Origin of the sequence: Endozoicomonas numazuensis (assembly GCF_000722635.1) — a bacterium.
Taxonomy (GTDB): Bacteria; Pseudomonadota; Gammaproteobacteria; order Pseudomonadales; family Endozoicomonadaceae; genus Endozoicomonas_A; species Endozoicomonas_A numazuensis.
This window is the reverse complement of sequence record NZ_JOKH01000001.1, coordinates 99,454-120,687: the sequence shown is the minus strand read 5'-3', so window position 1 is coordinate 120,687 and position 21,234 is coordinate 99,454. Positions and strand designations below refer to the sequence as shown.

Below are 21,234 nucleotides of genomic sequence, written 5' to 3'. Positions count from 1 at the left end.
GTTGCCTAAGGTGAGCACTGTAGCGTGCTGCTTTTCATGATCTTCGCCAGCAGGTAGAAAATGTTCTGAAAACAGGGCGCATTTGGTAAATTGCTTATTTTCTCCTGACAGGGTAAATTTGCGTGGCAATGCCTCTGGACACAAAATAGTTTTGTTCGATCAGGCTGATTGTGGTGAATTATAATTTCTATTTTATGAAATAAAATTCACTTTCTTTGGGGTTGAAGTGCTCATTGCTGATATGAATGGAACTCTGCTTCGAGAATAGCTTTGTCGTGTAAAGTCAGAGACGGGTTAGGGAGTGTTCCCCGAGGAAGCTTGAGGTCAGCACTAGGTGGCTGACCGAGAATAGACAGCCCGGCCTAAAATCCAGAAAGAACGGCCATCTTTTCCACTGAATTTGCTTAAATAGGTCAACTATTCGCACAAATTCAGTGAAAAAGCTGACTCGTTCTACTGAATTTTATGCTCGGACGCTATTCTCGGTCAGCCTCCTAGGATAGGCTGCCATTGAGTTGACTGAAAACCGCATTGCCAGTAAGAACCATAAAATAAGTACAAACTGTTTTGATCCCGCTAAAGGGGCAAAAGGTTTAAAAGTAAACCGCCGTGATTGAGTCTTATTATTCGTCGCACGGATGATGTAGAAGAGTTTTCGGTAATAACTATAACAAAGGATCCAGCTGATTATGTCCCCATCTGATCTTTTGTCAGAAGGCCTGAGCCTGATGGCTTTTGGAATGGGCTTTGTGTTTCTGTTCCTCTCTGCCCTGGTGGTTGTCACCTCTTTGATGTCACGGGTTATTGGACGTTACTTTCCTGACCCTGTACCTGCCAGCCCTGTTTCTGCCCGGCCAGTAGCAAGGCCCGGTGCTCATAAAAACGACACCGAGCTGGTGGCTGCAATTTCTGCGGCCATCCGTATGCACCGCTCCAGAGATTCTGGTGCGAAGAATATAAAAACGAATAAATAATTTTAGTTATAACAATTAAAATCGGTTCTGGCCTGTTTGGGGGAATACGCCAATGTCTGACGTAAAACCGCTGGAAATAACGGACGTTGTTCTACGCGACGCTCACCAGTCTCTCTTCGCAACCCGTCTTCGTCTTGAAGATATGTTGCCTATTGCTGAAAAGCTCGACCAGGTAGGTTACTGGTCCCTTGAGACGTGGGGGGGAGCTACTTTTGATGCTTGTATTCGTTTTCTGGGGGAAGATCCCTGGGAGCGTTTGAGAGCCTTGAAAAAAGCCATGCCCAATACCCGTCAGCAGATGCTGCTGAGGGGACAGAATTTGTTGGGGTATCGCCATTATGCGGATGATGTCGTTGACAGGTTTGTTGAACGGGCTGTAGCTAATGGCATGGATGTTTTCCGTGTCTTTGATGCCATGAACGACCCAAGAAATCTGGCTCAGGCTATGACTGCGGTGAAGCGGGAAGGGGCTCATGCCCAGGGAACCATCTCTTATACGATCAGTCCCGTGCATACCATGGAGAACTGGATTGATCTGGCCAAGCAGATCGAAGATATGGGCGCTGACTCACTCTGTATTAAAGATATGTCGGGCATCATTTCTCCATCGGATGCCTTTGAGCTGGTTTCCCGGTTAAAGAGTGAAACTGATTTCGAAATCCAGCTTCATTGCCATGCGACTTCCGGCCTTTCATCCATGTCACTGCTGAAGGCCATTGAGGCAGGCATTGACCGTGTTGATACAGCGATCTCGTCCATGTCCAGTACTTACGGACATTCGCCAACTGAGGCGATTGTAGCGGCTCTGGCAGGAACTGAGCGAGATACAGGACTTGACCTGAATAAACTGGAAGAAGTCGCGGCTTACTTCCGTGAGGTACGCAAGAAGTACGCTAAGTTTGAAGGTGCTCTGAAAGGCGTCGATGCTCGTATTTTGGTGGCTCAGGTACCAGGCGGCATGCTGACCAATATGGAAAACCAGCTGAAAGAGCAGGGTGCCAGTGACAAGTTTGATGAAGTATTGCAGGAAATTCCCAGAGTCAGGGAAGATCTGGGGTTCATTCCTCTGGTAACACCTACCTCTCAGATTGTGGGTACTCAGGCAGTATTGAATGTTCTGACGGGTGAACGTTACAAGAGCATCTCGAAAGAAACTCAGGGTATTCTGAAGGGCGAATATGGTTCTGCACCTGCTCCTTTTAACTCAGAGCTGCAAGCCAGAGTTCTGGATGGGGCAGAGCCGGTGACATGTCGTCCCGCTGATCTGCTGGAAGCGGAAATGGACAAATTGTCTACTGAGCTGGAAAGCATTGCCAAAGAGAAATCAATCACTCTGGCAGAACAGACCGTAGATGATGTGTTGACCTATGCCCTGTTTCCACAGGTAGGTCTGAAATTCCTTGAAAATCGCGGTAATCCGGATGCATTTGAACCTGCGCCGGGTACTGAGCCTGCACCTTCTGAGTCATCTGCTCCGGCAAAAGGTGCAAGTGATAGTGGTGTTTATACCGTCAAGGTTAATGGCAACAGTTATGTCGTAGAGGTGAATGAAGGGGGTGATGTTACCTCTGTTAATCAGACCTCTGTCGTCAGTGCTCCCGTTGTATCTGATGCACCTGCAGGTGATGGAGAGCCGATGCCTGCACCCTTGGCGGGTAATATCTGGAAGGTGCATGTCTCACCGGGTCAGGAAGTTCAGGAAGGCGATGTATTACTGATTCTGGAAGCCATGAAAATGGAAACCGAGGTTCGTGCACCCAGAGGAGGAACCATCTCTTCTGTAGGGGTTCGTGAAGGCGACAGTGTTGCTGTAGGCGATACTTTGCTGGCCATTGCCTGATAAGGAGCGACGTTATGGATAAGCTTCTTAATTTGTGGCACGGGTCTGGGTTATACAATATGACCGGTGGCCAGCTGGCCATGATTCTCGTGTGTCTGGGACTGCTCTATCTGGCTATTCGAAAGGAATTTGAGCCTCTTTTGCTGGTTCCGATTGGCTTTGGTGGGATTCTGGCCAACATACCTGAGGCTGGTTTGGCCTATTCGGCTTTAGAAATGGCCGTTCACCAGGCCAAGCCTGAAGTCATGCAAGTGATTTCTGGTCTGCTGGGTGAGGAAGGTCTGGCGGGTAAAGAGCTACTGGCTGCTTATGCCGGGGCTGGCAGTGCTGTGCAAATGTCCATCGAGGGTGTGGTCTCTGATGCCGGCTATATCAATGGTGTACTTTATCAGTTTTATTCTGTTGCCATTGGAAGTGGTATTGCGCCTCTGCTGATCTTTATGGGTGTGGGGGCCATGACAGACTTTGGTCCTTTACTGGCAAACCCGAAAACCCTGTTCCTGGGAGCAGCAGCACAGTTTGGTATTTTTGCTACCGTTTTGGGTGCCGTACTGCTGAACATGACAGGCGTGATGGATTTCAGTCTGTCGGATGCTGCGGCTATCGGTATCATTGGCGGAGCTGATGGCCCTACTGCGATTTATGTCTCCAGTGTATTGGCTCCGCATCTTTTGGGCGCCATTGCTGTAGCGGCGTACTCTTATATGGCTCTGGTGCCATTGATTCAACCTCCGATCATGCGTGCTTTGACCACGGAAGAAGAGCGCAAGATTGTCATGACTCAGCTTCGCACTGTCAGTAAAACAGAGAAAATTGTCTTTCCTCTGCTGTTGCTGGTTCTGGTTGCACTGTTGCTTCCGGATGCGGCTCCGCTACTGGGCATGTTCTGTTTTGGTAATTTGTTGAAGGAGTGCGGTGTTGTTGAGCGTCTGTCTGATACTGCTCAGAATGCGCTGATTAATATTGTGACTATTTTCCTGGGACTTTCTGTTGGCTCTAAGCTGGTCGCAGATAAATTCCTGCAAACGGAAACTCTGGGTATTCTGACACTGGGTGTCATCGCATTTGGTATTGGTACTGCAACCGGTGTGATCATGGCCAAGTTGATGAATATGGTGAGCAAAAACAAGGTCAATCCATTAATTGGTTCGGCAGGTGTTTCGGCTGTGCCGATGGCTGCTCGGGTATCTAACAAGATGGGACTGGAAGCCAATCCACAGAACTTCCTGTTGATGCACGCTATGGGGCCGAACGTTGCAGGTGTCATCGGTTCTGCAGTTGCAGCGGGTGTCATGATCAAGTATCTGAGTTAATAGTTACGTCTGATCAGGTATAACTGGAGCTTTTGTTTCAGTTATACCTCCTCCTTTATTTGAATGCTTTTTGTTCGATTCGCACCTTTTTTTCCTCCCTTTATGGATACTGTTTGACAGTCACTGTGCCAGCAGTTACATATTCCAGTCATCTTTCTGTCTGTATTGGAAATATTCTTTATGGAATATAAAACACATGTTGTTCCAGTGAAAAAGAACATTGCCCTGGTTGCCCACGATAAAAAGAAGGAAGAGCTGGTGGAGTGGGCTCTGCGTCATCGGGATGAGTTGGCGAATCATGAGCTTTATGCCACGGGTACTACAGGTAGTCTTTTGGAGAAAAAGTTATCTCTGCCCATTAAAAAATTCATCAGTGGTCCTTTGGGTGGGGACCAGCAGATTGGTGCTTTGATTTCTGAAAGCAAGCTGGATTTATTGGTGTTCTTTTGGGATCCCTTTGAGTCCCAGCCTCATGATCCTGACGTAAAAGCCTTGTTAAGAATCGCAGCGGTTTGGAATATTCCGGTAGCCTGTAATCAGAGTTCTGCTGAATTTATGTTTTCCTCAGATATGATGGGGAAAAGTCATGAAAGAAAAATACCGGATTATGAGCAATATCTGAAATCCAGGCCGTTTTGATCCATTTTGATCGGCCTTGATTCTGAGAAATGAGTACGAAATGGCTTTCTTTTCCTGGTGAAGGAAAGCTGTTTTACAGAGATAAAAACATCCATTTTTCTGTGCTGAAAATTGTCCTGATTACTCGGGAAGATGGTAACGAAGTTTTTAAGAAGTTGGCGTCTTGATCAGTATTCAGTGCTATTCGAATTTCTTTCCCGATTGGGTTGGAAGAAAATTATTTTTTGACCAGACCTTTTGCACATCTATCGATGTCAGGGGAAGTAATTCCATAAAAAATTGCCCGTAAAATTTTTACGAGCAATCAATTTATGATGAGTTTCCGGGAATCAGCAGCTTTTATAAACCGACTGAATCCACACTTTCATTACCCATGGAAGGCTCATAGTGACGACGTTTTTTGTAGGTCACTTTTGGTGAACGAGATGCTTTGTGATCTTCAATAATGCTTTGACACTCAATGGGTTTTTGAGGGGTAGTTCTGATTGAATAACTGGTGTGTCGATGACTTTGAGTTAAAGGTTGTCTGGGTGGTTCTGGTTGGAAATCAAGTTCATCATCTAGGAAATGACTAGGTTCACTAGACAGGGACTCCTGATCTTGCCCTTCTGATTCCTGCATGTTTAGCCGCATTCTATAAGGGTGGCCATAGCCTCTTCTTCTGCGGGGTTTATGCGATTTTGGCTCTGGTGGTTTTAAGCCAGTGAATTGTTCATAAACAGTGGCGTAAATGTATTTGCTCATTACTGCCTCCAAAGGAGATTCATCCCGGAAATTAAATTCTTTATTTGTTGAACGATGGTATTAAATCTCCATTAATGCATGTATAGGTAAGAGTACCTAAATAAAAAAGGCAGTACCTAGTAGCTTGAAATGGAGTGTCAGGTCGTTTAATTAACGATGCATTAATCATGGCCATGATTGATGAAGCGTTTTTCTATGGCTCATAATGTTTGGAGGCAATGATAGCAGTCGGATATTTACGAGGTTACTTATTTAAATAATATTTTCGCATGTTGAAAATTTGTTAATAACTATTTAATAAAATTTGAATTATTAAAATGAATTTTTAAAAAATAAAGTACTGTTAAGTTTATTTGATTATATAACTCTAAATTCTTTATATGGATAAATTTTAGAGTTAACTTTTTCTGGTTGGGTTTGTTTGATTTTGAATCTCATTGTTACTTTTTGGTGAGCATGTTATCTGCAAAGTTGTGCTACCTTGCCAATCATCAAGATGCTTTTGGTCGTACAATTATTTATCCGACCGAAAAGATTAGATAGGTGTCTTAATAAGTATTGGTCACAATAGTAGAAAGCAGTTAGTTAATATATTTTGTAACTCATCGAAAGACAGTTTTTATCGGGCAGAAAGGCAGTCGAGCTGATGCTCCAATACATGAGTAACGGTCATTGTACTGAGTCATTAATTTCAATTTTTGACCCAGCTCAACAGACATACACCTTTCCTTTCTGCATCGTCAGATATTTTTAATATTGTGAAAGTACACCTTCTATGAAAGTACACTTTCTAAAGGTTCTATAGTTATTTTCTAAAGGTTCTATAGTTATTTTCATGGTTCGGGCCGTCCAGCAGGATGGTAAGCTAAATTTTTATCTTACCGCTCATTGTGTGAGAACAGTTTTCACTCAGGCGTTGACGAGAAACTGTTTAAGACGCCCATGTTCTTTTATTTTCTGATGTGATGGTTGTTTAGGGGGCGGCTTGTTTATTGATAGTCAGGCTCCTGGTCACATCAAACACTTCACCAAAGATTTTCAAACACGAGGAGCTGCTATCCATGAGCACTCAAGCCAAAGAACTCCCTGCTGGTTGGGCAGGATTTGCTCAGGGTGAATGGACCGAGAGCGTCAATGTTCGGGACTTTATTCAAAAGAACTATACCCCCTATGAGGGCGGTGACGACTTCCTTGCTGATGCTACTGAAGCAACTCGTCGTCTCTGGGACGATGTGTTGGAGGGTATCAAGGAAGAAAACCGTACACATGCTCCTATCGACTTTGACCATGATCTGCCTTCTACCATTACTTCTCATAAGGCCGGGTATATTCAGAAAGATCTGGAAAAGATTGTCGGTCTCCAGACTGACAAGCCACTGAAGCGAGCACTGATTGCCAATGGTGGTATTCGTATGGTGGAAACTTCCTGTGAAGTTTACGGGAAGCAACTGGACCCTATGGTGAAGAAAATCTTCACTGAATACCGCAAAACCCATAATGCTGGTGTTTTTGACGTATACACACCTTCCATTCGTAACTGTCGGAAGTCAGGTGTTATTACGGGTCTGCCAGATGCTTATGGTCGTGGTCGTATTATTGGTGATTACCGCCGGGTTGCGCTTTACGGTATTGATCGTCTAATTGCAGACAAAAAAGTACAACATGGTGAGCTGGATGCTGTACTGGAAGCTGGTGAGAACCTGGAGCAGACCATTCAACTGCGTGAAGAGATCATGGAGCAGATCCGTGCTTTGATGCAGATGAAAGAAATGGCTGACAGCTATGGTTGTGATATCAGTAAGCCTGCAACCTCTGCTCAGGAAGCCGTTCAGTGGACTTACTTTGGTTACCTGGCTGCAGTTAAATCCCAGAATGGCGCAGCTATGTCTTTGGGGCGTACAGCCTCTTTCCTGGACGTTTATATTCAGCGTGACCTGGAGATGGGGGAAATCACTGAGTCTGATGCTCAGGAAATGATTGACCATTTCGTTATGAAGCTGCGTATGGTTCGCTTCCTGCGTACGCCTGAATACGATGAGTTGTTCTCTGGTGATCCTATCTGGGCGACAGAGTCTATCGGTGGTATGGGTCTGGATGGTCGTACACTGGTCACTAAAAACAGCTTCCGCTTCTTGCATACGCTGTACACTATGGGGCCTTCCCCAGAACCAAATATTACTGTTCTCTGGTCCGAGTCTCTGCCTCAGGGCTTTAAAGAGTTCTGTGCCAAGGTGTCAATTGATACCAGCTCTATTCAGTATGAAAATGATGATCTCATGCGTCCTGATATGGACAGTGATGACTATGCGATTGCCTGCTGTGTGTCTCCAATGATTGTTGGTAAGCAGATGCAGTTCTTTGGTGCTCGTGCCAACCTGGCTAAAACACTGTTGTATGCCATCAATGGTGGTGTTGATGAGAAGCTGAAGGCTCAGATTGGTCCTAAGGTTGCACCCATCACGGATGATGTTCTGGACTATGATACGGTCTACGCCAGCATGGATCATTTCATGGACTGGTTGGCTACTCAGTATGTAACAGCACTGAATAGTATTCATTACATGCATGACAAGTACTCCTATGAAGCAGCCCAGCTGGCTCTTCATGATCGTGATGTCGTGCGTACTATGGCTACCGGTATTGCAGGCTTGTCTGTTGCTGCAGACTCTCTCTCTGCAATTAAATACGCCACGGTTAAGCCAGTACGTGATGAAGATGGTCTGGCGGTAGACTTTGAGATCGAAGGTGACTATCCAAAGTTTGGTAATAATGAAGAGCGTGTAGATGCCATTGCCTGTGAACTGGTAGAAACCTTTATGAAGAAGGTGGCATCACATAAAACGTATAGGAATGCGATTCCTACACAGTCTATTCTGACCATTACCTCTAACGTAGTGTATGGCAAGAAAACGGGTAATACGCCTGACGGTCGTCGTGCCGGCCAGCCTTTTGGTCCTGGTGCCAACCCTATGCATGGTCGCGACACCAGTGGTGCGGTGGCATCTCTGAGTTCCGTTGCCAAGCTGCCATTCTCTTACGCAAAAGACGGTATATCCTATACCTTCTCCATTGTGCCAAAAGCGCTGGGTAAGGATGAAGACGGTCGTCGTCGTAATCTGGTCGGCTTGATGGATGGTTACTTCCATCATGAAGTTGAGCGTGAAGGCGGGCAGCATCTGAACGTTAACGTATTGAATCGTGAAATGTTGGAAGATGCTGTTGAGAATCCGGACAAGTATCCTTCTCTGACTATTCGGGTGTCCGGCTATGCTGTTCGCTTCAACTCTCTGACACCAGAGCAGCAGAGAGACGTTATAGCCCGTACTTTTACAGCTACTCTGTAAAATCTCCTGGTGTGACAAAGGCCGGCATTATGTCGGCCTTCTTTATATGATTAATTTATTTTGAACATTCAATCGTGTGAGGACCTGCAGCCATTAGCATTATTTTGTGCGCTGTAATTTCCAATCATGGCTGTTTGAGTTGAGGTCAGTTATGGCAATTGGACGTGTTCATTCCATGGATTCATTTGGAACCGTCGATGGCCCGGGTATCCGATATGTGGTCTTTATGCAGGGCTGCCTGATGAGATGCCGTTATTGCCACAACCGGGATACCTGGGATCTTCGTGAAGGCGGGGAGCTGAAAAGCCACGAAGAAGTATTTCGGGAAATTAAAAAAGTAAAAAACTTTCTTTCAGGTGGAGTGACGGTCACTGGTGGAGAGCCAATCCTGCAGGCAGAATTTGTTGCTGATCTGTTTGAAGCGTGTCAGAAGGAAGGTATTCACACTTGTCTGGACACGAATGGATTTGCCAAACACATCAATGATGATGTTGTTCGTCTGTTGGACAGCACGGATCTTGTTTTGTTGGATATTAAGCACATGGACGAGGAAATGCATCACAAGTTGACTTACGTCACAGGGAGTCACACTCAGCACTTTGCCCAATATCTGGCTGAAATCAATAAACCTGTCTGGATTCGTTATGTTGTCGTTGATGGGTACACCGTTGATCCTCAATACGCAGGTATGCTTGCTGAGTTTATTGAGCCCATGAAGAATGTTGAGAAGGTTGAAATTTTGCCTTATCACAGTTTGGGTGTGCATAAGTGGGACTTTTTGAATGATACTTATGAACTGGAAAAAGTAACGCCCCCCACTCAGGAACAGTTGGATCTGATTCGGGATGAGTTTACTACCAGAGGTGTAGCAGCGGCTTATTAGTGTGTGAACGTGTGTTAGAGCATTGAGTGATGATCAGATATAGATAAATTATCCGGTGGGAATTTGTTGCATTGGCTATTATCTGATGTCATGTGAAACGTCTATGGCGCGCTGGTATGGTGAATGCAACTTTCTTCAGGAAAATTCTGGTATTCATTTCTGTTTCAGTGCTCTGTAGTTTGTCTGCTTCAAACTATGCGCATTACCATTTTTCTAATTATGTCACTCAGCTGCCGCACCCAACGGATAACACTAAAGTTCGATATGTTGTCCAACTGCCAGAAGGGATGACTCATTTAGCGCTCAATTATGAATTGCCACCAGGCTTTCAGTGTCAGACAGGCGCAGTGTTGCAGAATGGTATGCAGTGTTTTCCATCAACGATGTACCCAAATCAGATTGTCTTTGATGTGAACGCTGATGTAGACCCTGCTTTTATTGAGGGCTTTCTTAATGTAGTTGAACAGGATCAGCTTTTGCATCCAATTGAGATGGATGTAAATCAACTGAACCAGTTAATTCAACAACTGGTGACAGTCACACTGTTGCAGCAGCTTCAAACTCAGCCTCAGGCCGCTCAGCTGAATGCAAATTCTCCAGTTATATCCGGTGTAAATGTAAAAGGGCTGGCTGATTCCTTGGCCGGGCAGCTCAGAGTCCGTGGACGGGCTTTCGCTCCTGTTGGCTTTTTGGCAGGGGGTTGTAATGCACTACCGGGTATAAATTATGTTATGGCTCCCCAGCTGGCTCTGAATTTTGGCGATGACTCAGATAAGTCTGACCCAGAAAAAAAATTTGATCAGTGTAACGAGTACTGTAAAAAGAGAATGACATGGTATAAGCCATTTTTTCAGGCTGTAGCCCATCCTTGTAAGCATCTTGCTCAGTTTATTGGTTCGATGATTTACTTGGTTATTGTGCCCGGTGCATATCTGGTTTCTGTTGTTGTGCCAAATGTTTTTCTGACTGCTGAGGAAGCAGAGGTATCCATTGCTTCAGAAGAAGTTTTTAGTGCTTTTAAAGAAATTACCGGGAATTTTACCCGACGTCCTGAGCCTGATGAAAGGATTCATTTGAATGGTACTGTCGTCACTATCCGAACTGCCAGGAATGAGAATATCAGTGTTGCGACGGCCAGTACTGTGGACTGGTTAATGGATGTTGTTAAGTTTATTGCAGCTGCCGTTCTTCTGAAGTATCCCCATTTTGTTCTTGGTCCGATTCAGGGTATCGTTGTTGGAGCAATTAATTTAGGTGAGCATGTTGTGGGTAGGGTCAGGCACTGATAACAGTGCCTGAAAAGCATTTTGAGCTTAGTTAAAAAACCTGTTTTCCTGTTCCTGAACACGAATGAAAGTCGTTCGTTTGGTCAGTTCTTTCAGAGTGGCTGCGCCCACATAGGTGCAGGTGGAGCGTACGCCGCCCAGGATATCCTGAACGGTGTTTTCAACCGGACCACGGTAAGGTACCTTAACGGTTTTACCTTCTGAAGCACGGTAGTTGGCAACACCACCAGAGTGCTTGTCCATAGCGGTTTCGGAGCTCATGCCATAGAACAGCTTGAACTTCTTGCCGTCTTCTTCGACTTCTTCGCCAGCAGATTCATCGTGACCGGCAAACATACCGCCGATCATAACGAAGTCTGCCCCGCCACCAAATGCTTTGGATACGTCACCTGCACAGGTGCAGCCGCCGTCTGAAATAATCTGACCACCTACGCCGTGGGCTGCGTCAGCGCATTCGATAGTAGCGGATAGTTGTGGGTAGCCAACACCGGTTTTGACACGGGTGGTGCATACGGAGCCTGGTCCAATGCCGACTTTAACGATATCAGCACCTTTTAGAATCAGCTCTTCAACCATTTCGCCAGTCACTACGTTACCTGCGATAATGACTTTGCCCGGGTGCTGTTTACGCACTTTGGAAACATACTGAACAAAATGCTCAGAGTAACCATTGGCAACATCAATACAGATAAAACGAAGTTTGTCGTCCAGTGCAAGAATGTCATTGAGCTTGACAAAATCAGCTTCGGAGGTGCCGCTGCTGACCATGATATGATTTTCAATGCCCGCAGGTGCGCTGTCCAGAAACGCTTTCCATTCTTCGATGGTGTAGTGCTTGTGCACTGCGGTCAGCATTTTGTGTTCGGCCAGTGCCAGGGCAATGGAGAAGGTACCCACTGTATCCATATTGGCAGCAATGACAGGGACACCTGTCCACTCCTGATCGGTGTGAACAAATTTGAAGGTACGTTCCAGACTGACCTGGGAGCGACTCTTCAGGGTTGAACGCTTGGGCCTGAACAAAACATCTTTAAAGCCCAGCTTGATATCAGCTTCAACACGCATAACTTTCCCGTTAGACCTTTTTACAGGTTAAAGACCGTTCAATAGTTGATGACTCAGTCTTCGGCAGGTTAATGACAAGGGAGAGTGTACAAGCAGCAGGATTTGGGAGGCTATCTATGAGGTCTTCTTCAATGGGATAGCGATGACCCGGAAAGCGCGCGCACTTTCGACGCCTATACCGGTCGATTATACAAAAACAGGTATTCAGGTCAAAGGTTGATTTTCCAAAACACTTTTTGCCGCTTGAATGGATTCACCCGTGAATGTGGGGAGAGGGGGATGCTCTGTCTGAAATATCGATCTGACTGTAAAGTAGCAGATATCGCAACAGGGCATATACCCATCGCCTTTCAGATGCTACGTTATTGCCAGCGTTCGCTCACCCTGATCACCTACTACTTGTAAGCTCACAGGGCTTCGCTCACTTGTCGCCTGGTAGCATCTTGAAATCCAATGGGTATACCTGATCAGTCGATCAGGTCCTGAATCTTGGTCTTGATCAGGTCAATAGCAATTCTGTTCTTACCCCCGTGAGGAATAATCAGATCAGCATGCTGACGTGCGGGTTCAATAAACTGCAGGAACATTGGGCGTACCGTCTCCAAATATTGTTTGATAACGGAGTCAACTTCACGGCCGCGTTCAATAATATCCCGCTTCAGTCGTCTGATCAGACAGATGTCCAGAGGGGTATCCATATAAAAACGGAGATCAAATGTTTCGCGAATTTCCGGACGGGTAAATAGCAAAATACCTTCAATCAGAATAACACGGGCGGGTAAAACCTTTCGGGTTTCCTGTTTACGGTTGTGCTCTGTGTAATCATACAGGGGGACTTCTACCGGAGTGCCTTCCTTTAGCCGCTTCATGTGTTCCAGCATCAAGTCATGATCCATGGATTCAGGGTGGTCATAGTTGGTTTGAACCCTTTGCTCCATCGTCATGTGAGTTTGATCCTTGTAATAAGAATCTTCAGAGATAACACACACGTGCTCCGACTGAAGCTCCTCAACCAGGGTGTTGGCAAGCAGGCTTTTACCAGAAGCAGAGGCGCCGGCAATGCCGACCAGGATGGTTTTTTGTTTCATCATTTTTATCCCGTTATTCATCACGATCCACAGATTGAGGGCGACCGTCTTCATCAATGGCTACAAAAGTGAAGATACCTTCAGTCACCTTTATACGTTGCTGATTAAAAGGCATGTTCGTGATCCAGACCTCCAGCTTGATCCTCATTGAGGTGGTGCCGACGTGCATAATTTCAGCGTAACAGCAGATAACGTCGCCGACATTGACTGGCTGGTGAAATGACATGGATTCAATAGCGACTGTAGAAATGCGGCTGTGGCTTCTCTGCTTGGCGGCAATACCGCCAGCAATATCCATTTGTGACAGCAGCCAGCCACCGAAAATATCACCATTAGGGTTGGTGTCTGCGGGCATTGCGAGGGTTCTCAGTACCAGCTCGCCTCGTGGCTCCAGCATGAGGGGTCTCCAGTGAGCACGAATAAAATCTGGCGCGAATCCTAAAATTGATGGGAGGCCATGTAAATCGGTAGTTTCAGAAAATTTGTGCGCACAAAGGAATTTATTAGAATATTATTCAAGCATACTTTGCAATATCGGCTATTTCCGGTATAAGAGCCGGCTGATTTCTCACCGGAGCAGGCAAGCAATACTGGTCCGTGGTTTTCTTTTTTATTGAAGGATTTTATGAGCGCACGAGTTCTCTCCAACCCTGGTCAGCTGGTGGTTCGCAACAGTGAGTGGCTGAACTGTGATAAGTTGCTTGTGCTGGGTACACCAGCAGATGGACTGGGAAAAGAGCTGGTTCAGGACGGCGTTGCGCAAGAGGTTTACGGGCTGACTCGTGACTTTTCTGTCTACAGGGCCATTAAGAGTGAGTGGGCATCTGCGGGTCATCAGCTGACGCTTCAATATGGCTCCGTGGTTGAGGCTTCTGAATCCCGATTTGACGGTGTGCTGATTTTTTTGCAGAAGAGCAAGCCTTTGATGGATTTCTGGCTGGCCATGATCACCCCATTATTAAAAGAGAATGCTGTCGTATGGTTGGTGGGTGAAAATAATGAAGGGATTAAATCCTGGCGCAAGCGACTGAAGCAGAACTTTTCAGCCGTCAAAAACATGGATAATGCTCGTCACTGCAGTTTAATTGAAGCGTCAGAAGTCTTTGATAATGACTCTGGGTTTTCCAGGTTCGATTTTTACAGTGCTTACGATCTGCAGATTAAGAATACTTCCATGAAACTGTTTTCCTTACCTGGGGTATTCAGCCATGGGCGTGTTGATGTAGGTACAGCGGTACTTCTGGATACCTTTGATGCCTGTACTGCCATGCAAGTACTCGATTTTGGCTGTGGTGCCGGAGTGGTGGCCGGTTTTCTGGGGCAACTGAATCCGGATGCTCATTTTACCCTGGTTGATTCCGATGCGCTGGCTATAGAGAGTTCAACCCGTACGCTGCAAGAAAACGACGTAAAGAACTTCAATATAGTGGCCAGTGATGGCTTATCGGAAATCAGTGGTGAGTTCGACCTTATTGTTTCCAATCCTCCTTTTCATCAGGGCGTGAAGACTCATTATGCTGTGACCGAGCAGTTTCTTGCCGAATCGGCTAACCGCCTGAAAAAAGGTGGAGAGCTTCGGATTGTAGCCAATAGTTTTCTCCGTTATGAACCCATCATCAAAAAGGCTTTTGGTGATTGTAAAACACTTGTCGTAAAAAACGGCTTTACTATCTATCAGGCATTCAAGCGCTGACCTGTGCTGTCTGTACTATCTCCCCGGTCACTTGCTATTTTGCAGGCGTCTGGGGTCTCGTTCGCCTTGCTGCCCTTTAGCTATTCCAAGCTCTTTGAGTCAATAAGTTAAGTGTTTTTTGAGTCAGGGACTGGCTGAAGCCTTGCAAATCGCTTTATATAATTTATAAGAATAAAAAATAATTAAAAAAATATTTCAGTTATAAGTGAGTGGACTGATAATCTGCGCTTCTGATTTTGGGCAGGTAACTGACATTCTCATTGATCTCTGGATATTGAGAAAGTGATCAGTCCTGTGCCCATAGCTGTTTTCAGGGGATACCTCATGTTCGGTCTTACATTCAAAAAAACCATAACAACCGCTATTCTGGCAGCGTCTGTGATACTGGCGGGCTGCTCTGATGACAAACCAGCACAAGCACAGAATGATGAAGTGAACACTTCTGTCGTTAAAGTTGGGATGTCTGGTACTTATTATCCGTTCACTTTTATGGAACAGGGTGAGCTGAAAGGCTTTGAAATTGATCTCTGGAACGAGATCGGCAACCGCTTGAATAAGGATATCGAGTTTGTCACTGCTCCATTCTCAGGTTTGTTTGGTATGCTTGAAGCTGGACAGCTGAATACTATTTCCAATCAGATCACCCTCACGGAAGCTCGTGCCGAGCGCTATGCATTTTCGGAGCCTTATGTTTACGACGGTGCTCAGATTGCTGTCCATCAGGATAATAATGACATCAAGTCCGTTGATGACCTGGCTGGCAAGAAAGTTGCTGTGAACCTGGGCTCTAACTTCGAAGCCATTCTGCGTCAACATGACCCTGAGAAAACCATTAATGTGGTGACCTATGACACGGGTATTGAGCAGGATGTGGTACTGAAACGTTCTGATGCCTTTGTGATGGATCGCGTCAGTGTGATGGCTCTGATCGAGAAGTCTGAGCTGCCACTGAAGTTAGCCGGCAAGCCCATTGAAATTCTTAAAAATGCTATGCCTTTCATCAATGATGAAACAGGTCGGGCTCTCAGAGATCAGGTGAACTCGGCTCTGGATGCCATGCGTGAAGACGGAACTCTGGCCACTATTTCCAGTAAGTGGTTTGGTGACGACATTACGGCTAAACCTGCAGGATAAACCTTTCATCCAGCACCTTTCTTTGGAATACTGCCCCGTTTTTCTACTGTCAAAAACGGGGCAGGCTGGTTTGTGTCATAACGCAGTAAGGCGATGACATTCTCCCGGGTGTTCCAATGTCAGTTACAGGCATTTGAATGATTGATTACGAATATACTGTTGGGATGTTGCCGACGGTCGCCATGAATCTGGATACCACCTTATACATGACATTGGGTGGTCTGGTTCTGTCATTATCTCTAGGTCTTGTCCTGGCGCTGGTAAAGATTACTCGTCCTTTTTATCTTCACCATGTCGCTGACCTGTATATTTCTTTCTTCAGAGGCTCTCCTCTGCTGGTTCAGCTTTTCCTGTTCTATTACGGGCTGCCGCAGTTGATTCCAGCTCTGGCGGGTATGCCTGCCATTGTGGCAGTCATTATTGGCCTTGGACTGCATTTTGCGGCCTATATGTCAGAAAGCATGAGGGCGGCAATCATCAGTATCCATTCCGGGCAAATGGAAGCAGCGCTGAGTGTCGGAATGACCCAGGGGCAGGGTATGAGGCGTATTATTATTCCACAGGCCGCCAGGGTGGCTTTTCCCGGGCTAATGAATAATGCAATTGACCTGCTCAAGAGTACATCCCTTGCTTTTACACTGGGTGTTGTCGAAATCATGGCTCGTGCCCAAATGGAAGCTGCCAGCAGTTTTCGATTCTTTGAGAGTTACTTGAGTGTTGCGCTCATTTACTGGGTTGTAGTGATGGTCTGCACCTGGTTCCAGAAATGGGCTGAAGCACGTCTTAATCGAGCCTACATCTAGGAGCCTGACCGAGAATAGACAGCCCGGCCTAAAATCCAGAAAGAACGGCCATCTTTTCCACTGAATTTGCTTAAATAGGTCAACTATTCGCACAAATTCAGTGAAAAAGCTGACTCGTTCTACTGAATTTTATGCTCGGACGCTATTCTCGGTCAGCCTCCTAGTAGAACTTTCCAACGGGTGCCGTATCTACGACACCCGGCATTCTTTATCGATCACTCTGAATTTATTGTGTTGTTATTCTGACTTCTTCTTATATGAGCGTTCCTGATTCCATTTCTTACCTATACTAATCAAAAGCTATGACCGAGTTTGACCACGGAGAGGTCAGGATGAGTTTAACAACACGAATAGAGTCGATAATTCCTCGACTGTCCCATTTCCAAAGCGAAGTTGCCCAGCAATTCAAGGCTATGCACCCCAAAAAGGTGCTGGTCAGAAACTGGGGGCGCTTTGTTCAAGGCATGCGTATTGTGGCCTTCCATGCTAAGCGATTAGCGAATGGAATTGCAGATAGAATTCCCAGAATTCGAATTTCTACAAGACGTGTGGTTCAGGTCAAGACGGAAGGTGCGATTCTGAACCGCTCCATCAAGGCCAAGAGTAAAGATGGTATTAAGCTTTCGCCTGAAGATTACAAGCTCCTGAATGGAAAATCGGGTTTTGTTATTGAGACTCGTGGTGAAACCGGGGCTGCTCAGACCCAGCACTTAGTTAAGGTTAAGTCCAGCGCTCTCAAGCAATCTGAAAAAGCGTTTGAAGAGACCCTTGAGCTTTATGTTCAGGCCAGAACAGATTTTGATGCGAAAGAGGTAAAGATTCCTCATACAACCCTTACTGGTAAAGCATTGGAAGACCGTAAACAAGAGTTTGCAGAAATGAAGCGTCTTGAAAGAGAGATGCTCGGAAAAGAGCAGCACTATGTTCAGCTCAGAGCTCTGGCCACTCGATTAAAACTCAGAGAAATTGGCGGTCAACACGATACCAAGGCTGCTCTGAGAGATGCCCTCAGATTCCATGCTAAAGCCGAGGCTGCCAAACTTGCAGATGCCGGTTCACTCGTTACCGGTGTGGCCAGTAGCGTTCAGTCGGTTACTCAGAAACGTCAGGATATTGATGCTGATATCAGAGCGATCAGTGAAAGATACAGACACAAAGTTTACAAGGATATCAAAGCGTTTATTGACAGCGACAATGAAAACTCTGAACACAATACTCTGGTCAGAGCTCAGCGCAACAGGCAGATGATTAAAGGTACTGACAAGCTTCGTTTTGCCACCACTAATGCTGGGCATGCCAAGCGCCTGCCTGGACTTGATTACTACATGTCTGCAGCCAGAGAAAGTATGAAGGCGCAGGGTCAGGAGATTCAAAAAGATCGCCTGGTGCTTGAGGCTGTGCGTATGATGCACAATGACTGGTCTCTGTTTGCTCATGATGTGCAAGGTCAAATTGACCAGATAAGAGTGGATGAGAACGAGGCAGCGGGCAAAAAAGGCAGCTTCGATGCGGACAGGATGTGGGAATATCATCACCTGAGAAGTTTCCAGGAAACTCTGGTGAAACTCAGGAAACTGGCCACGGTCGATAAGGATAGTCAAAGCAGAATTTTCGACTTTCTTTCAAGTTATGGTGAAGAGTTAGGTCTGGGTGAACATCCAGGGTACAACCTTGATGTGTTGATGAAAGAAGCTGAAGCCAAATATGGTGTTAACAATTTCAAATTGCTTGAAAGCACCATTCCAAGAACCGAAGTTGGTGTTGAAGCCCATCCGGAATATTCACCAATACCCCCTTATTCAGTTTTCCCCCCACCTTATAGTTCTGGTATTGATACAACGACGGCGGAATTACTGGCTGAAAATGGAAATCCGTTCACACTGGATACTTCTCAAGAGTCTTATCCTCAGGCGACGAGGCCAAGAGATGACGCCAGAGATGTGTTTGATATAACTCAATGGCCATGGAATGATTCGACTGATGAATCAGCTCCTCTACTTCCTCCTAATGATGACAACAAAACCAATCCTTTCAACTAGGAAGGGATCAAAAAGGAAGCGATAGAAACGGCACCCACGGGTGCCGTTTCTATTTAAAGCTTCAGATAATAAGGCTTGAGAAGTTCTGTGGTCGCCGGTGCGTATGCAGGGTGTTCGCTGTAAATGGTTATCTGCTCACGGATATTAGCTGAGTTCGACTGATTCAGAACCAATATATGGCGATGGTCTTTGTGAGTAGACGACGAGCGAACGGCAATGGTGCGTTCCAGCTTCAAGTGAGTAGCTTTCTGGACCTCTTCCAGAAACAACAGACTGGACTCAACCGGTAACAAAATCCAGGCTTTTCCATCTTCAGAGATCAATCGATCAATATTCCTGGCCAGTTCCAGAAAGCTTAAACTGTCTGTGTGACGCGCTAAGGATCGTTTGTCACAGGAAGCCTTGTAAGCATTCTCAAAAAAAGGGGGATTGCTGAGTATGCAGTCATATCGTTTTTCAGGTATGTAAGACTGAACAGGGCAATGATGTAACGTTAAGCGGCTGTTCCATGGGCAGGCTGCGAAATTCTCCCGAGCCTGAATAGCGGCCTCATCGTCCAGTTCAATGGCATCTATGCTGGCTGTGGATCTCTGGGCTGCCATTAAACTGAGCAGGCCGGTTCCAGCACCAATATCAAGAATAGAGTAGCTGTTTTCCACCTCCGCCCTGGCTCCGAGGATACAGGCATCGGTGGTGATCTTCATGGCCGTCTGGCCCTGTTCTACCCTGAATTGTTTGAATTGAAAGTAACTGTTTCTGGCCATTAGTGGTTGCTCATTACCGGAGTCTCTGGCTGTTTTTTGGTTTTTGGCTTTCTTTGCTGAAAGACAACGGATGCCACAATCATAATCAGTCCCACATAGGTGGAGGGATGAATATTTTCATTCAGTACGTTAGCGATAAAAATCAGCGAAAGAAAAGGGCTTAGATAGCTGATGTTACTGATAACCGCAGTGTTGTCTGCCAGCTTCAGGGCTTTGAGCCAGAAAATATAAGCAAACCCCATTTCGATCAGGCCTATGTAGATGGCTCCACCCAACCCTTCCATAGAGATTGGCCAGATACTGGATTTCAAGATAATAGCGAGAGTAATCCAGGGTAACCCAAACAGGAAACATAACAGCAGGCCTACCATTGAGTCGCCTTCATTTTTGGCGTTCAAGATCCAGTATAAAGCCCAGACTAATGTGCTGGAGAGAACCAGAATTACGCCCTGAGGGCTACCAAAGTTGAGGTTTTGAAGCTCACCCCGGGTGCTGATAATGACAACACCGAGATAGGCTATAAGACAGCAAACAGCATCTTTGAAACTCAGCTTATTGCCCAGCAATGGAACGGCAAGTAGAGTGAGGGCCAGTGGCCAGCTGTAATTTAGAGCCTGCGCCTGCTGAGCGGATAACAGGTCATAACCCCCAAAAAGAGCAATGTGATAAAGGAAAGGATTGAGGAATCCTAACAGGGTATAAAGCCAAAAATATTTTTTTGCCTGTTGAATCAGCTGAGGCAGTTTGCCTTGGGCAAATACAAAACCTCCCAGTAGTAGCGTTGACGTCAAAACCGACCAGAATACCATTTGCCAGGGATCCAGATGATCCAGGGTAAGTTTGAAGGCTGTGGCAATGGTAGACCACATAAGGGCGGTGGCCAGAGCAAACAGACAGGCTTTGGTTTGTGAAGACATACAGCTCTAAGTCTCTACTGGTGGTTACTGGGAGCCGGGTAGGGGTAGCGCTAGAGCTTGAACATAAGTCTCCTGGACAGCTTTACTTAAGTCGTGCGAATAGTTGAACTATTTAAGCTAATTCATTGGAAGATATGGCCGTTCTTTCTGGACTTTAGGCCGAGCTGTCTATTCCCTGTCAGGCTCCCCATGCCTGGCTCAGGCTCCTGGAGCGAGTCTTATATCATGATATTCTCTTTTTCGCCATGAAGATTTAAGAGGGTTCGAAACAGCATTGATTAATCTATGATATCTACCAAAATCTATCATTATGGATAAGAGATTAGTTAAGATTGGTGAAGCCGCTCGCTTGCTGGGTACTGACCACTCAACATTGAGAAAGTGGATTGAGAAAGTGGGAGAGCACGGGTGAGTTGCTCCCAGCCAGAAAGACCAAAGGCGGTACACGTTATTATGACGTGGCTGAACTCATGGGATTCAGCAACGAAGCTGCACCTACACTTTGCTACTGCCGTGTATCCAGCCACGATCAAAAAGCCGATCTGGATAGACAGCAAGAACTACTGGAGGCTTATTGCTCTGCCAAGGGCTGGCGAACGCAAGTGATCCGTGATCTTGGCTCCGGCATGAACTACCGGAAGAAAGGTCTGAACCATCCCACAAGGACAGACTGCTTCGGTTCGGTGCCGAGTGGGTCTTTTCGCTCTG

The 21,234-nt window shown here is 46.0% G+C and carries 19 protein-coding genes; 13 read left to right on the top strand and 6 right to left on the bottom strand.

Going from position 1 to position 21,234, the window contains the following annotated elements:
• Positions 1-689: 689 nt before the first annotated feature.
• The 4 genes from GZ78_RS00470 (at position 690) to GZ78_RS00455 (ending at position 4,766) form a co-directional block, all read left to right on the top strand.
• The gene (locus tag GZ78_RS00470; RefSeq protein ID WP_034831904.1) at positions 690-974 is read left to right on the top strand and encodes an OadG family protein; all 285 of its coding nucleotides are present in this window, start codon (positions 690-692) and stop codon (positions 972-974) included.
• A gap of 52 nt (positions 975-1,026) precedes the next feature.
• Positions 1,027-2,814, top strand: a complete 1,788-nt coding sequence (gene oadA, locus GZ78_RS00465) for a sodium-extruding oxaloacetate decarboxylase subunit alpha (RefSeq protein ID WP_034831901.1) — start codon at positions 1,027-1,029, stop codon at positions 2,812-2,814.
• A gap of 14 nt (positions 2,815-2,828) precedes the next feature.
• Positions 2,829-4,127: a sodium ion-translocating decarboxylase subunit beta gene (locus GZ78_RS00460; protein WP_034831898.1), complete on the top strand. Its 1,299-nt coding sequence runs from the start codon at positions 2,829-2,831 to the stop codon at positions 4,125-4,127.
• Between the two features lie 180 nt (positions 4,128-4,307).
• Complete coding sequence (locus GZ78_RS00455) at positions 4,308-4,766, top strand: methylglyoxal synthase (RefSeq protein WP_034831895.1); 459 nt, start codon at positions 4,308-4,310, stop codon at positions 4,764-4,766.
• A 339-nt stretch (positions 4,767-5,105) separates the two neighbouring features.
• Here GZ78_RS00455 and GZ78_RS00450 read toward each other — a convergent pair whose 3' ends face one another.
• Entirely contained in the window at positions 5,106-5,510 is a 405-nt protein-coding gene (locus tag GZ78_RS00450; protein ID WP_152558469.1) for a hypothetical protein, read from the bottom strand.
• A gap of 1,061 nt (positions 5,511-6,571) precedes the next feature.
• Here GZ78_RS00450 and pflB point away from each other — a divergent pair.
• The 3 genes from pflB (at position 6,572) to GZ78_RS00435 (ending at position 11,023) form a co-directional block, all read left to right on the top strand.
• The gene (gene pflB, locus GZ78_RS00445; protein WP_034831890.1) at positions 6,572-8,854 is read left to right on the top strand and encodes a formate C-acetyltransferase; all 2,283 of its coding nucleotides are present in this window, start codon (positions 6,572-6,574) and stop codon (positions 8,852-8,854) included.
• Positions 8,855-9,005: 151 nt separating this feature from the next.
• On the top strand, positions 9,006-9,737 hold the full coding sequence (pflA, locus tag GZ78_RS00440; protein ID WP_034831878.1) for a pyruvate formate-lyase-activating protein: 732 nt from the start codon (positions 9,006-9,008) through the stop codon (positions 9,735-9,737).
• 116 nt (positions 9,738-9,853) lie between these two features.
• A complete protein-coding gene (locus GZ78_RS00435) occupies positions 9,854-11,023 on the top strand; it encodes a hypothetical protein (RefSeq protein WP_034831876.1) in 1,170 nt (389 codons plus the stop codon).
• Positions 11,024-11,050: 27 nt separating this feature from the next.
• On the opposite strand, the gene GZ78_RS00430 is transcribed toward GZ78_RS00435, so the two are convergent.
• The 3 genes from GZ78_RS00430 to yciA form a co-directional block, all read right to left on the bottom strand.
• A complete protein-coding gene (locus GZ78_RS00430) occupies positions 11,051-12,088 on the bottom strand; it encodes a GMP reductase (protein ID WP_034831874.1) in 1,038 nt (345 codons plus the stop codon).
• A gap of 467 nt (positions 12,089-12,555) precedes the next feature.
• Entirely contained in the window at positions 12,556-13,179 is a 624-nt protein-coding gene (gene udk / locus GZ78_RS00425) for a uridine kinase (protein WP_201772623.1), read from the bottom strand.
• A gap of 10 nt (positions 13,180-13,189) precedes the next feature.
• Positions 13,190-13,573 (bottom strand): acyl-CoA thioester hydrolase YciA, encoded by a 384-nt coding sequence (gene yciA, locus GZ78_RS00420; RefSeq protein ID WP_034831871.1) that lies wholly within the window; start codon positions 13,571-13,573, stop codon positions 13,190-13,192.
• A gap of 228 nt (positions 13,574-13,801) precedes the next feature.
• Between yciA and GZ78_RS00415 the strand changes: the two genes are divergently transcribed.
• From GZ78_RS00415 to GZ78_RS00400, 4 genes are all read left to right on the top strand, one after another.
• A complete protein-coding gene (locus GZ78_RS00415; RefSeq protein ID WP_051785679.1) occupies positions 13,802-14,869 on the top strand; it encodes a class I SAM-dependent methyltransferase in 1,068 nt (355 codons plus the stop codon).
• Between the two features lie 324 nt (positions 14,870-15,193).
• Entirely contained in the window at positions 15,194-16,003 is an 810-nt protein-coding gene (locus tag GZ78_RS00410) for an amino acid ABC transporter substrate-binding protein (RefSeq protein ID WP_051785678.1), read from the top strand.
• A 137-nt stretch (positions 16,004-16,140) separates the two neighbouring features.
• Positions 16,141-16,806 (top strand): amino acid ABC transporter permease, encoded by a 666-nt coding sequence (locus GZ78_RS00405; RefSeq protein WP_034831869.1) that lies wholly within the window; start codon positions 16,141-16,143, stop codon positions 16,804-16,806.
• Between the two features lie 332 nt (positions 16,807-17,138).
• Positions 17,139-18,845 carry a hypothetical protein gene (locus GZ78_RS00400; protein ID WP_152558468.1) on the top strand — a complete coding sequence of 569 codons (1,707 nt, stop codon included), beginning with the start codon at positions 17,139-17,141 and terminating at the stop codon, positions 18,843-18,845.
• A 53-nt stretch (positions 18,846-18,898) separates the two neighbouring features.
• Here GZ78_RS00400 and GZ78_RS00395 read toward each other — a convergent pair whose 3' ends face one another.
• Both GZ78_RS00395 and GZ78_RS00390 read right to left on the bottom strand, forming a co-directional pair.
• A complete protein-coding gene (locus tag GZ78_RS00395) occupies positions 18,899-19,609 on the bottom strand; it encodes a tRNA1(Val) (adenine(37)-N6)-methyltransferase (protein WP_034831864.1) in 711 nt (236 codons plus the stop codon).
• Entirely contained in the window at positions 19,609-20,526 is a 918-nt protein-coding gene (locus GZ78_RS00390; RefSeq protein WP_034831855.1) for a DMT family transporter, read from the bottom strand. Before GZ78_RS00390 ends, GZ78_RS00395 begins: the two co-directional genes overlap by 1 nt.
• A 310-nt stretch (positions 20,527-20,836) precedes the next feature.
• Here GZ78_RS00390 and GZ78_RS30850 point away from each other — a divergent pair, with 310 nt between their 5' ends.
• Together GZ78_RS30850 and GZ78_RS29905 are read left to right on the top strand one after the other, a co-directional pair.
• Positions 20,837-20,938, top strand: coding sequence for a MerR family transcriptional regulator (locus GZ78_RS30850; protein ID WP_407919740.1), 102 nt, complete (start codon positions 20,837-20,839; stop codon positions 20,936-20,938).
• Positions 20,913-21,234: recombinase family protein (locus GZ78_RS29905; RefSeq protein WP_236631450.1), on the top strand; the 322-nt coding region annotated here is incomplete at its 3' end. The genes GZ78_RS30850 and GZ78_RS29905, both read left to right, overlap by 26 nt.